10 protein-coding genes are annotated in these 11,888 nt (G+C 65.0%); 6 read left to right on the top strand and 4 right to left on the bottom strand.

Annotated features, from left to right (window positions below; genetic code table 11):
- Positions 1 to 47: 47 nt before the first annotated feature.
- A complete protein-coding gene (locus NLM15_RS01485; RefSeq protein ID WP_254114879.1) occupies positions 48 to 1,433 on the bottom strand; it encodes an MFS transporter in 1,386 nt (461 codons plus the stop codon).
- A gap of 102 nt (positions 1,434 to 1,535) precedes the next feature.
- On the opposite strand from NLM15_RS01485, the gene ggt reads away from it, so the two are divergent.
- Positions 1,536 to 3,284 carry a gamma-glutamyltransferase gene (gene ggt / locus NLM15_RS01480; RefSeq protein WP_254114878.1) on the top strand — a complete coding sequence of 583 codons (1,749 nt, stop codon included), beginning with the start codon at positions 1,536 to 1,538 and terminating at the stop codon, positions 3,282 to 3,284.
- Between the two features lie 97 nt (positions 3,285 to 3,381).
- Positions 3,382 to 4,677 carry an MFS transporter gene (locus tag NLM15_RS01475; RefSeq protein ID WP_254114877.1) on the top strand — a complete coding sequence of 432 codons (1,296 nt, stop codon included), beginning with the start codon at positions 3,382 to 3,384 and terminating at the stop codon, positions 4,675 to 4,677.
- Between the two features lie 32 nt (positions 4,678 to 4,709).
- On the opposite strand, the gene NLM15_RS01470 is transcribed toward NLM15_RS01475, so the two are convergent.
- Positions 4,710 to 5,375: a glutathione S-transferase family protein gene (locus NLM15_RS01470; protein WP_254114876.1), complete on the bottom strand. Its 666-nt coding sequence runs from the start codon at positions 5,373 to 5,375 to the stop codon at positions 4,710 to 4,712.
- Positions 5,376 to 5,541: 166 nt separating this feature from the next.
- Between NLM15_RS01470 and NLM15_RS01465 the strand changes: the two genes are divergently transcribed.
- The 4 genes from NLM15_RS01465 to panE all read left to right on the top strand — a co-directional run bounded on the left by NLM15_RS01465 (position 5,542) and on the right by panE (position 9,302).
- Positions 5,542 to 6,123, top strand: a complete 582-nt coding sequence (locus NLM15_RS01465; RefSeq protein ID WP_254114875.1) for a DUF2239 family protein — start codon at positions 5,542 to 5,544, stop codon at positions 6,121 to 6,123.
- Between the two features lie 89 nt (positions 6,124 to 6,212).
- Positions 6,213 to 7,562 (top strand): MATE family efflux transporter, encoded by a 1,350-nt coding sequence (locus NLM15_RS01460; RefSeq protein WP_254114874.1) that lies wholly within the window; start codon positions 6,213 to 6,215, stop codon positions 7,560 to 7,562.
- A 95-nt stretch (positions 7,563 to 7,657) separates the two neighbouring features.
- Entirely contained in the window at positions 7,658 to 8,266 is a 609-nt protein-coding gene (locus NLM15_RS01455; RefSeq protein WP_254114872.1) for a 2-hydroxychromene-2-carboxylate isomerase, read from the top strand.
- A gap of 112 nt (positions 8,267 to 8,378) precedes the next feature.
- Entirely contained in the window at positions 8,379 to 9,302 is a 924-nt protein-coding gene (gene panE, locus NLM15_RS01450; RefSeq protein ID WP_254114870.1) for a 2-dehydropantoate 2-reductase, read from the top strand.
- A gap of 192 nt (positions 9,303 to 9,494) precedes the next feature.
- Here the strand turns inward: panE and NLM15_RS01445 are convergent, their stop codons facing one another.
- Positions 9,495 to 10,088, bottom strand: a complete 594-nt coding sequence (locus NLM15_RS01445; RefSeq protein WP_254114869.1) for a c-type cytochrome — start codon at positions 10,086 to 10,088, stop codon at positions 9,495 to 9,497.
- Positions 10,089 to 10,279: 191 nt separating this feature from the next.
- Positions 10,280 to 11,554: a sorbosone dehydrogenase family protein gene (locus tag NLM15_RS01440; RefSeq protein WP_254114868.1), complete on the bottom strand. Its 1,275-nt coding sequence runs from the start codon at positions 11,552 to 11,554 to the stop codon at positions 10,280 to 10,282.
- Between the last annotated feature and the right edge of the window lie 334 nt (positions 11,555 to 11,888).

The following is an 11,888-nucleotide window of genomic DNA, read 5'->3' as shown; positions in this document are numbered from 1 at the left end:
CCCGGATTACGCTTCGCTCCATCCGGGCTACGGGACGACGGCGGGAGTTACTTCTCCCGCACCCGCATCAACAGCCCCAGTCCCGCGACGAAGAACACCACCAGCACGGCCATGCCGGCCTTCTGGCTCGCCGTCACCGCGGTGATCATGCCGATCAGCAGCGGGCCGATGAAGGACGTGACTTTTCCAGTCAACGCAAAGAGGCCGAAATACTGCGCGATGCGGTCCTTCGGCGCGAGACGGATCAGCAGGGTGCGTGAGGCGGCCTGGAGCGGGCCGCCTGCAGCGCCGATGAGACAGCCCAGCACGAGGTAGGCGCGCTCGGCCGCGCTCGAGAACAGGGGCGCGCCCGGCTGCGGCGGCGCGACCCTGACGAACAGCACGCTGTCCCTGTCGACCAGAAGGATCGCCGCCACCGACAGCAGCAGGATCAGCAGGCTGCCGGCGATGACGCGCCTCGGCCCGAGGCGATCGTCGAGCTTGCCGCCGAGCCATGCGCCAAAGGTGCCGGCAATCGCGAGCATGATGCCAAAGGTGCCGATCTGGATCGTGTGCCAGCCGAAGGTGCCAGCGGCATAGATGCCGCCGAACGCGAACAGCGACACCAGGCCATCGGTATAGATCATGTTGGCAAGCAGGAACGCCGCGAGCGATTTCCGCTGCGGCAGCCCCTTGATCGATTGCTTCAGCTCCGACAGCCCTTCGTGCAGCGCCTCGCGCACCGGGCGCTTCGCCGGATAATCCGGCGTGAACAGGAACAATGGCGTCACGAAGATGATGAACCACAGCCCGGTCAGCGGTCCGACGATGCGATCGCCCTGATGGCTGACCGGATCGAGCCCGAACAGCGGCTCGAAGCCGAGCAGCGTGCGGCCGGTCTCGGGATTGGCGGCGAGGAATCCGAGCACGATGATCAGGCTGACGATCCCGCCGATATAGCCGGTGGCCCAGCCGGTGCCGGAGAGCCGGCCGATCCGCTCCGGCGGCACCAGGGTCGGCATCATCGCGTTGTTGAAGACGGTGGCGAATTCCGCACCGACGCTGGCGAGCGCGACCGCGGTGAGCAGCGGCGGAATGACGGCGGGATCGCCGGGCTTGCCGATCCACAGCGTGCAGGCCGCCAGCACCAGCAGCGCGCCGAATCCTGCGATCCACGGCTTCCTGCGGCCTGAGGCGTCGGCAATGGCGCCGAGCACCGGCGACAGCAGCGCGATCGCGAGGCCCGCAGCCGCCATCGCAAAGCCCCACAATGACTGGCCGGTGGCGGGATTTGGCGCGATGCTGGTGGCGAAATAGGGCGCGAAGACAAAGGTCGTGATCAGCGTGAAATAAGGCTGCGCGGCCCAATCGAAGAAAATCCAGCTGATGACGGCGGCGCGCGGCGGATAGGTCCGCTGCGCCCCTACGCGCGCATCCGAGGCGATCGTCGTCATCGTCCAGTCCCCATCACGAACAGTTTTGCCTCTCTTGGCGCAGACCGTATAGCATTGCGGCGGCGCGTGTGAACTGCCCCAAAGCCACGGCGGAAGTTAGAGATGTCGTCATATTCGACACGGCGGACATTTTTCGCCTTTGTTGCCACTCTGGCGTTTGGTCTTGCGCCTGCGGCCGCGCAGGATGCGCGGCGGACCTATCTCCCCCCCGCGCCCGGCACGGTGCGCGCCGTTCCGTCCGAACACGGCATGGTGGTGGCGCAGGAGAGGATCTCCGCGCAAGTCGGCGCCGACATCCTGCGCCGCGGCGGCAATGCGGTCGACGCCGCGGTCGCCACCGGCTTTGCGATGGCCGTGACCTATCCGCGCGCCGGCAATATCGGCGGCGGCGGATTCATGGTGATCCACTCGGCCGAGCGCAACGAGGACGTCACGATCGACTATCGCGAGACCGCGCCCGCTGCGACGACGCCGCAGATCTTCCTCGGCGCCGACGGCAAGCCCGATGCGGCGAAGTCACGGGATTCCGCGCTCGGCGTCGGCGTGCCCGGCACCGTCGCAGGTCTTGCGCTGGCCCTGGAGAAATATGGCTCGGGCCGGTTCACGCTGGCACAGTTGCTCGAGCCCGCCATTACGCTAGCCCGCGACGGTTTTGTCGTCACCGACGACATTGCCGACACACTGCCGGGCTGGCACCGGAGGCTTGCGCGCTGGCCCTCGTCGGCCAGGATCTTCTCGCGCCCCGACGGCACGCCGCTCGGCGAAGGCGACAGGCTGGTGCAGAGCGATCTTGCCGAAACGCTGTCGGCCGTCGCCGCACAGGGGCCGCGCGGCTTCTATGAGGGGCCGGTCGCGGACAAGCTCGCCAAGGCAGTGACCGACGCGGGCGGCATCATGACGCCGGCCGACCTGACATCCTATCAGGCGGTGATCCGGGCCCCGGTGCGCGGCACCTATCGCGGCTACGACATCGTCTCGATGCCGCTGCCTTCCTCCGGCGGCGTGGTGCTGGTGGAGACGCTCAACATTCTCGAGGGCTTTCAGCTCGCCGATCTGAAACAGGGGTCGCCGGCATCGCTGCATCTGCTGATCGAAGCCATGAAGCGCGCCTATGCGGACCGTGCGCGCTATCTCGGCGATCCCGCCTTCGTCAATGCACCGATCGCGTCGCTGACCGCAAAGGACTACGCCGCCAGGCTGCGCGCCGGCATCTCCTCCGATCGCGCGACGCCGTCGAAGCAGCTCGTCTCCGCCCCGCCCGCGCCGCGCGAGGGCACCAACACCACGCACTTTTCCGTCGTCGACGCCGGCGGCAATGCGGTCAGCAACACCACCACGCTGAATTTCAGCTACGGCGTCGGCCTCGTTGCCGATGGCACCGGCGTGCTGCTCAACAACGAGCTCGACGATTTCACCGCGGCGGTCGGCGCTTCCAATGCCTATGGCCTCGTCGGCTACGAGGCCAATCTGCCCGGACCCGGCAAGCGGCCGTTGTCCTCCATGTCCCCGACCATCGTGCTCAAGGACGGCAAGCCGGTGCTGGTGACCGGCTCGCCCGGCGGCAGCCGCATCATCTCGACCGTGCTTCAGGTCATCGTCAACGTGCTCGACTACAGGATGGACGTGGCCGCCGCGGTGGCGGCCCCGCGGCTGCACCATCAATGGCTGCCGGACGAGGTGCGCATCGAGAGCGGCTTTCCCGACGATGTGCTGTTCGAGCTGAAGGCGATGGATCACCTCATCGTCGAGCCGATGGGACAGACTTCGGCCAATTCGATTCTGGTGACGCCGAACGGGCCGCTCGGTGCGCCCGATCCGCGTACCCGCGGCGCGGAGGCCGCGGGACAGTAGCCTTACCGTTGCATGGCACGGGAGCGCGCGCCTGCTTGCTCTGGCTGCCCCGCGTGCTACCACCGCGCAGCTTCAAAAGGATTGCCGGGAAACGCACATGAGCACAGCCGATCCGACCGGGCGCATCGAGCGCGCCGAGATCGAAGACACCAGCCTTCTTGCCTTCTACCGCGACATGAACGCGCCGGAGCGTCGAACGTTCTGGGCCTGCGCGGCGGGCTGGGCGCTCGACGGCATGGACTTCATGATCTATCCGCTGGTGATCGGCACCATCATCGCGCTGTGGAAGGTCGATGCGGCCTCGGCGGGGCTCGCCGGCACCGTGACGCTGCTGGCCTCCGCGATCGGCGGCTGGCTCGGCGGCTATCTCTCCGATCATATCGGACGTGTCAGGACGCTGCAGATCACCATCATCTGGTTCTCGTTCTTCTCGCTGGTCTGCGCGGTCGTGCAGAATTTCGACCAGCTCCTGATCGCACGCGCCGTGCTCGGCCTCGGCTTCGGCGGGGAGTGGGCGGCAGGCGCCGTGCTGATGGGCGAGGCGATCCGGCCGCAATATCGCGGACGCGCGGTCGGCTCGGTGCAGTCGGGCTGGGCGGTCGGCTGGGGTCTCGCGGTGCTGTCGCAGGCAATCCTGTTCTCGGCTTTGCCGCCGGAGACGGCGTGGCGCTGGATGTTCGTGATCGGCGCGCTGCCGGCGTTGCTGGTGTTCTACATCCGACGCTCCGTCACCGAACCCGAGATCGCCGCCGAAGCCCGCGCAAAGCAGGCTGCGAGCGGCGATCGTCCGGCGCTCTGGGAAATCTTCTCCGGCCCGATCCTGAAGACCACAATCCTCGCCTCGCTGATGGCGACGGGCTGCCAGGGCGGCTACTACGCCGTCACTTTCTGGGTGCCGCAGTTCCTGACCAAGGAGCGGCACCTGTCGATCGTCGGTTCGACCGGTTATCTCTCGACGCTGATCATCGGCTCCTTCATCGGCTATCTCGTTGGCGCCTGGCTCGCGGATCGGATCGGCAGGCGCAACCTGTTCCTGATCTTCTCGATCGGCGCCATGGCCGTGGTGCTGCTGTACACGCAGCTGCCGCTCACCAACGAGATCCTGTGGGTGCTCGGTTTCCCGCTGGGCTTCTTCGCCTCGGGCTATTTCTCGGGAATCGGCGCGTTCCTGACCGAGCTCTATCCGACTCGGCTGCGCGGCTCCGGCCAGGGCTTCTGCTACAATTTCGGTCGTGGCATCGGCGCGCTGTTTCCGTTCCTCGTCGGCGCGCTGTCGGCGACGACGTCGCTCGCGAATGCGATCGCGATGTTTGCAGTGGTGGCTTACGCGGTGTTCTTCATCGCCGCCTTCGCGCTGCCGGAGACGCGCGGGCGCGTGCTGCACGCGGACTAGCGGCCACTGTCATCCCGGGGCGGTGAGGAAACTTACCGCCCCACCTGGTACGGCCCGCCCTTCTCCAGCGCGCGGGCATAGGCCGGCCGTGCGTGGATGCGCTCCAGGAACGCCATCGCCTTGGGATGGCCCTGCTCCAGCCCGCCGCGCGCTTGAGCTGCTTCGAGCGGAAAGCTCATTTGGATATCGGCGGCGCTGAACTCGTTGCCGGCGAACCACTCGCTCTTGCCGAGCTCGCCTTCCCAATAATCCATGTGCTGCTTGAGCTGCGGATTGACCAGTGCGGTGAGCGCCTGGTTCGAGACCTTGCGCACCAGCGGACGAAGCAGCGCGGGCGCGCGCTTCGGCATCAGCGTGAACAGCAACTTGAGGAGCAGCGGCGACATCGCGGAGCCTTCCGCATAGTGCAGCCAATAGGTGAAGCGCAGCCGCTCCGGCGTGTTCGGCGGCGGGATCAGCCGGCCGTTGCCGTAGGTCGCGATGATGTATTCGATGATCGCGCCCGACTCGGCGACGGTGTTGCCGTTGTCGGTGATGACGGGCGACTTGCCGAGCGGATGGATCGCCCGCAACTCCTTCGGCGCGCGCATATCCGGCTGGCGCTGGTAGCGCACGATCTCGTAGGGCACGCCCAACTCTTCGAGCAGCCACAGCACGCGCTGCGAGCGGGAGTTGTTGAGGTGATGAACGGTCAGCATCGCGTGGTCCCCCCGGGGCTAGGCGTGGTCGGTCGGCCGCGTACCTGCCAGCCCGGGAACGCAATGTCGAGCCATCCGGACGGATATTTTCACCCGGGTATATTGACCTTGGTAATTTACCCGGATATTAAAGAACCTCAACGTCATCAATTTGGCAGTGATTCCAATGCAAAAGACATTCACCGCCTTCCAGGGGCCGCGTCGCCTGGTGTCCGGACCGGCAGGAGAGGTCGCGCTGGTCGTCAAGCGGATGGCACCACGGCCGGACGAGCCCATCATCATCTTCGAGGACGGCACCGGCCGCTCGATCGACTTCGATCTGCGCGGCGGTGATCGCGAGGTGCTGACGCGTTTGGCGAAGCTTGTCCCGCCGCCGGTCGAGGACACCGCTCCCCCGACCGAGCCACGCGGGCGCGGCCGGCCGAAACTCGGCGTGGTCGCACGCGAGGTGACGCTGCTGCCGCGGCACTGGGAGTGGCTCGGCGCACAGCCGGGCGGCGCCTCGGTCGCGCTGCGAAAGCTCGTCGACGAGGCAAGGCGCGCGAGCGGCGACAAGGACCGCGAGCGCCAGGCGCGCGACGCGGCCTATCACTTCATGTCGACGATGGCAGGCAACCTGCCGCAGTTCGAGGAAGCCTCGCGTGCGCTGTTCGCAGATGACCGGCGGCGCTTCACCGGACTGATCGCGGACTGGCCGACCGACATCCGCGACCACATCGTCAAGCTCGCCTACAGCGACCGCGCTTAAGGCGCAACGCTTCTCACACCCCATCGACGGCCGGGCCCGCGTGCTGCGCGCGGGCTGCGGCTTCGCGCGCCCTAATGAAAGGCCAATCCATGTCCGCTCCGAAACCGCTCTGGACGACGTTTCTTCGCTTCCTCGCGCCGCTGATGCTGAGCAACGCGCTGCAATCGCTGTTCGGCACCGTCAGCAACGTCTATCTCGGCCAGATGATCGGCGTCGACGCGCTCGCGGCGGTCTCAGTGTTCTTCCCGGTGATGTTCTTCCTGTTCGCCTTCGTCATGGGCCTGAGCACCGGCGCCACCGTGCTGATCGGCCAAGCGTTTGGTGCGGGTGAGCACGACAAGATCAGGAGCGTCGTGGGCACGACGCTCGCGGTCGGCCTGCTGCTGTCGATCTCGGTTGCGCTGGTCGGCGGCATTTTCAGCCGGCAATTGATGATGATGCTCGCGACACCCGCGGACATCCTCGACCAGGCCAGCGCCTACGCCCGCATCATGCTGCTGACGATGCCGCTCGGCTTCGTCTTCCTGCTGATGACGGCGATGATCCGCGGCGTCGGCGACGCCGTGACGCCGCTGCTGGCGCTGGCCTTGTCGACCACCATCGGACTGATCCTGACGCCGATGCTGATCCGCGGCTCGTTCGGATTGCCGGCGGCCGGCATCTCCAGTCCGGCATGGGCGGCCGCGATCTCCAACGCGGTAACGTTGATTGCACTGGCCCGCTATCTGCTGCGAAAGAAGCATGCGCTCGCACCTGATGCTGCGTTGCTGCGTCATCTGCGGCTCGACCGCGCCGTGCTTGGAAAAATCCTGGGCATCGGGCTGCCGAGCGCAATCGGCATGGTGGTGATGGCCATCGCCGAGCTGGTGCTGCTCGGCCTCGTCAACGGCTACGGGTCCGAGGGCACGGCGGCCTATGGCGCCGTCAACCAGGTGATGGGCTACACGCAGTTCACGGCGATGTCGATTTCGATCGCGGTCTCTATTCTCGGCGCGCAGGCGATCGGCGGCGGCGACAGAGCCCGGTTCGACAGCATCGTGCGCAGCGGTCTCGCATTCAACCTCGTGCTGACCGGCGGGCTGGTCGCGCTCATTTACCTGGCGCCGCGCGCGGTGCTTGGCATCTTCATCACCGACGGCGCCGTGCTCGATCTGGCGAAAGGACTGCTCCATATCGCCTTGTGGAGCTCGGTGCCGTTTGGCCTCGCCACCGTATTTTCAGGTGCAATGCGCGCGGCCGGCGTCGCCTTGACGCCGATGCTGCTCTCGATTTTCGCCATTCTCGCGATCGAGCTGCCGGCCGCGGTGATCCTGAGCCGCGCGATCGGCCTCGAGGGCGTGTGGGCCGCCTATCCGATCGTGTTCTGCGCCATGTTCGTTTTGCAGATGGGTTATTACCTCACGGTGTGGCGCAAGCGCGCGATCCGGCGTCTGATCTGATCGGGTCATCAAGATATTATGACCATCATTAAACGGTGGACCTGTGGCGCGCGCTGCGCCACAATGCGTGAAAAGCGACGTCAGGGAGAACGATTTTGACCCGCACAGCCCCGCAATTCCTGTTCGATTTCGGCAGCCCGAACGCCTATCTCAGCCACCTCGCGATCCCCGCGATCGAGCAGCGCATCGGCGTCAAGTTCGAGTACGTGCCGATCCTGCTCGGCGGCATCTTCAAATCGACCAACAACAAGTCGCCGGCCGAGACACTCGCCGGCATCAAGAACAAGCGCGAATTCCAGGCAATCGAGACCGAGCGCTTCGTCAGGCGCTTCAAGGTCCAGCCTTACGTCTTCAATCCCAGCTTCCCCGTGAACACGCTGAACCTGATGCGCACGGCGATCGCGGCGCAGGCCGAGGGCGTGTTCGAGAAATACGTCGAGGCCGCCTTCCACCACATGTGGCGCGAGCCGAAGAAGATGGACGACCCCGAGGTCGCGGCGAAGGCGCTCGCGTCCTCCGGTCTCGATGCCCAAAAGCTGTTTGCCCGCGCCCAGGAGCCCGAAATCAAGGGCAAGCTGATCAAGAACACCGAGGACGCGGTTGCCCGCGGCGCGTTCGGCTCACCGACCTTCTTCGTCGGCAACGAGATGTTCTTCGGCAAGGAGCAGTTGCGCGAGGTCGAGGAGATGGTGCTGGAGAAGTAGTCTCCGCATCCTCAGCGACAGAATGTGATCGCGGTGACATTCTGGGTTGCTTCGCTTCGCGCGCAAGGGCGACTATAGATAGACCGCCAATAGCAACAATAAGGACAATCCCATGCGTATCCTCGTGGTCGGCGCCGGCGCCATCGGCGGCTATTTTGGTGGCAGGCTGTTGCAGGCCGGCCGCGACGTCACCTTTCTGGTGCGCCCGCGGCGCGCCTCCGAGCTCGCGAACGACGGCCTCGTCATCAAGAGCCCGAACGGCGACGTGACCTTGAAGAATCCGCCGACCGTGCAGGCCGACGCGCTCAAGGACAAGTTCGACGTCGTGCTGCTCAGCTGCAAGGCGTTCGACCTCGATGACGCCATCAAGTCATTTGCCGCGGCGGTCGGACCGAACACCGCGATCATTCCGATGCTAAACGGCATGAAGCACCTCGACACGCTCGACCAGAAATTCGGCAAGGAGCGCGTGCTCGGCGGCCTCTGCGCGATTGCCGCGACCCTGAACGAGAAGCGCGAGGTGGTGCAGCTCCAGCCGATGCAGTCGCTCAGTTACGGCGAGCGCGACGGCAAGCTGTCGGATCGCGTCAAGGCGATCGACGAGGCCTTCAAAGCCGGCATCAATGGCGCCACCGCCAGCCAGAACATCATGCAGGACATGTGGGAGAAGTGGGTGTTTTTGTCCTCGCTCGCCGCAAGCACCAGCCTGATGCGCACCTCCGTCGGCAACATCCTCGCCGCCCCCGGCGGCCAGGACTTTTTGCTCGGCATGCTGGACGAGACCAGCGCGATCGCCACCGCATCAGGCTACACCCCGGGCGGCCCGTTCTTCGAGCGCGTGAAGGGCAACCTCACCACCGAGGGATCGCCGATGACGGCATCCATGTTCCGCGACGTCAAGGCGGGCCTGCCGGTCGAGGCCGATCACGTCATCGGCGATCTGATCGCGCGCGCAGATGCCGCCAAGGTGCCGGTGCCGAAGCTGCGCATCGCGTACACGCATCTGAAGGCGTATGAGAAGCAGCGGGCGGGCTAGGTAGCAGCCACACACTCTGCTGTCGTCCCGGACAAGCGAAGCGCAGATCCGGGACCCATAACCACAGGGAGTGGTTATGGCACGAGCTGGTCACCACGAGTCTTCACCAAACGCGATCCTGTGGTTATGGGTCCCGGGTTCGCGCTTTGCGCGCCCCGGGACGACGAGCTGTGTTGACGGTTACACCGCTCACTACTTGAAATACGCCAGATAGTGCGAAACAGCTGTGATTTCCTCGTCGCTCATGTGATAGGCGACATCGGCCATCGCGGCGACGCCGCCGCCGACGCGCTGGCCCGTCTTATAGTCGTGCAGCGCCTTGACCAGATATTCCTCGCGCTGTCCCGCGAGCCGGGCGACGGCCTTGGTGCCGGCAAAACTATCTGTGTGGCATGAGGCGCAGCGGCGGCCGACGGCGACTTGCGCGCCCTTTTTCGACAGGTCCGGGTCTTTGTCCTCCTCGCCCTTCGGCGGCGTCATCTGTGCGAAATAGGCTCCGAAATTGCGGATGTCCTCGTTGGTGATTTCCTCGACGATCGGCTGCATCTGGTCGTTCTTGCGCGAACCAGCGCGGAAGAACACGAGCTGCCATTGGATGAATTGATCGGGCTGGCCGGCCAGCGAAGGGATATTCTCGGTCTGTGAAATGCCATTCTCGCCGTGACAGCCGGAGCAGACCGCGGCCTTCTCCTTGATCGCGGCATTGTCGGCGGCCTGGGCCGGGACCAATGCAAGCGCTGCGAGCGAAAGCGCGCCGATGACATACGAAGAAAACTGGCGGCGCATGATGGGGATTCCGATCTATCGAGCTCGTGATATCGGGGCGCGTGACGCGAGCCCGAAATCCATAACTTCCGTTCGTGGATATGGGTTCCGGACTTGCCGCGAGCCGCGCAATCCGGAACGACTCTGTGGGGCCTCGAAATGAATGAGGCTGCGGCACCTCCCGGACACCGCAGCCTCCTTCCGTTATCGCGCTACTTCTTGCTGTAGCTGATGCGGTAGATCGCGCCGGCCCAATCGTCGGCGACGAGGATCGAGCCATCCTTGGCGAGGATGATGTCGTTGGGACGGCCGAGATAGCCCTGGTCGCCCTCGATCCAGCCGGAGGCGAAGACCTCCTGCTTGGCGTTCTTGCCGTCGGGCCCGACGATCACGCGCACGATGCGGCCGCCCTGGTACTTGTGGCGATTCCAGGAGCCGTGCTCGGCGATCAAAATGTTGTTCTTATACTCGGCGGGGAATTGATCGCCGGTATAGAACTTCATGCCGAGCGGAGCGACGTGGGCGCCGAGGTTCAGCACGGGCGGCGTGAACTCGGAGCATTTGTGGCCCATCGCGAACTTGTCATCGGGCAGGTTGCCCTGGTGGCAGTAGGGATAGCCGAAATGCTCGCCGATCTTGTTGATCATGTTCAGCTTGTCTGAGGGCAGATCATCGCTGATCCAGTCGCGGGCGTTCTCAGTGAACCAGAACTTGCCGGTCCGCGGATCGACGTCGCCGCCGACCGAGTTGCGAACGCCGAGCGCATAGATTTCGGCGTTGCCGGTCTTGGGATCGACGCGGCGGATCTGCGAGACGCTGGTCGGCGGGATGCCGACGTTGAAGGGCGGTCCGAACGGCAGGTAGAACCAGCCTTCCTTGTCGACCGCGATGTACTTCCAGCCATGCGCGGCATAGGAGGGCATGTCGTCATAGACGACCTTGCCGTCGCCCAGCTTGTCGAGATTGGCTTCCGCATTGTCGTAGCGGATCAGCTTGTCGACGGCGATGACGTAGAGCGCGCCGTCCTTGAAGGCGAGACCCGTGGGCATGTTCAGCCCCTTCAGGATGGTCTTGACCTCCTTCTTGCCGTTGTTGTCCTTGATGGCATAGACGTTGCCGAGGCCGAACGAGCCGACGAACAGCGTGCCCTTGTCACCCCAGGCCATCTGCCGCGCCGCGAGAACGCCGGGCGCATAGACCTCGATCTTGAAGCCCGCCGGCAGCTTGATCTTCTTCATCATCGCCGCAAGCTCGGCCTCGGACGCGCCGGTCGGCGGGCCCGAGGGCGGCGCGAGGCCCTTCTGCGCCTCGGTCTCGTCGCCGAGGAACCAGTCATCCGGCGGATGGGTCCAGAACTCCTTGGTACCGGATTCGTATTTCTTCAGTGCCCGGTTCTTGTCCTGCTGCTGCGCATTGCCGGCACTGGTCCCTGCAAGAAGGGCCACGGCTGCAAGCGCCAACACGGATCGATGGAACATCGATGTCATCGCGTCACTCCCCTAAGGCAGCCGTCAAGGCCGCGCATTATTTTGTTATGGCTAGTCGAGAGGCGAAGTTTGAAGTCTGCCGAGCGGCAGACACAAAAAGGTTAGCACATCTGACGGCAGTGAGAAGCGCGCTGCGTGTGCTGCAGTTGCGCTCAATAAAAATTGAGACGGTTTTTCTCTCGACGCGAGGCGCGCGACAACAAAGCCCTCGCTGCAACGCGGAATCAACCGAACGCGCAGCGCATGCGCGTGCCGCCAAAAGAGGCGCCAAACAAAAAGCGCGAAAACAACCCCATGCACAGTAGAAAGGCTGAGGCCATCTCGCTCCCGGTGA

This window comes from Bradyrhizobium sp. CCGB20, from assembly GCF_024199855.1.
Taxonomy (GTDB): Bacteria; Pseudomonadota; Alphaproteobacteria; order Rhizobiales; family Xanthobacteraceae; genus Bradyrhizobium.
This window is presented reverse-complemented; position numbering and strand designations above follow the sequence as displayed.

Excerpts from the sequence above, each read along its gene's own strand:
- NLM15_RS01485 (WP_254114879.1), bottom strand. The coding sequence starts at position 1,433 with ATGACGACGATCGCCTCGGATGCGCGCGTAGGGGCGCAGCGGACCTAT.
- ggt (WP_254114878.1), top strand. The coding sequence starts at position 1,536 with ATGTCGTCATATTCGACACGGCGGACATTTTTCGCCTTTGTTGCCACT.
- NLM15_RS01475 (WP_254114877.1), top strand. The coding sequence starts at position 3,382 with ATGAGCACAGCCGATCCGACCGGGCGCATCGAGCGCGCCGAGATCGAA.
- NLM15_RS01470 (WP_254114876.1), bottom strand. The coding sequence starts at position 5,375 with ATGCTGACCGTTCATCACCTCAACAACTCCCGCTCGCAGCGCGTGCTG.
- NLM15_RS01465 (WP_254114875.1), top strand. The coding sequence starts at position 5,542 with ATGCAAAAGACATTCACCGCCTTCCAGGGGCCGCGTCGCCTGGTGTCC.
- NLM15_RS01460 (WP_254114874.1), top strand. The coding sequence starts at position 6,213 with ATGTCCGCTCCGAAACCGCTCTGGACGACGTTTCTTCGCTTCCTCGCG.
- panE (WP_254114870.1), top strand. The coding sequence starts at position 8,379 with ATGCGTATCCTCGTGGTCGGCGCCGGCGCCATCGGCGGCTATTTTGGT.
- NLM15_RS01445 (WP_254114869.1), bottom strand. The coding sequence starts at position 10,088 with ATGCGCCGCCAGTTTTCTTCGTATGTCATCGGCGCGCTTTCGCTCGCA.
- NLM15_RS01440 (WP_254114868.1), bottom strand. The coding sequence starts at position 11,554 with ATGACATCGATGTTCCATCGATCCGTGTTGGCGCTTGCAGCCGTGGCC.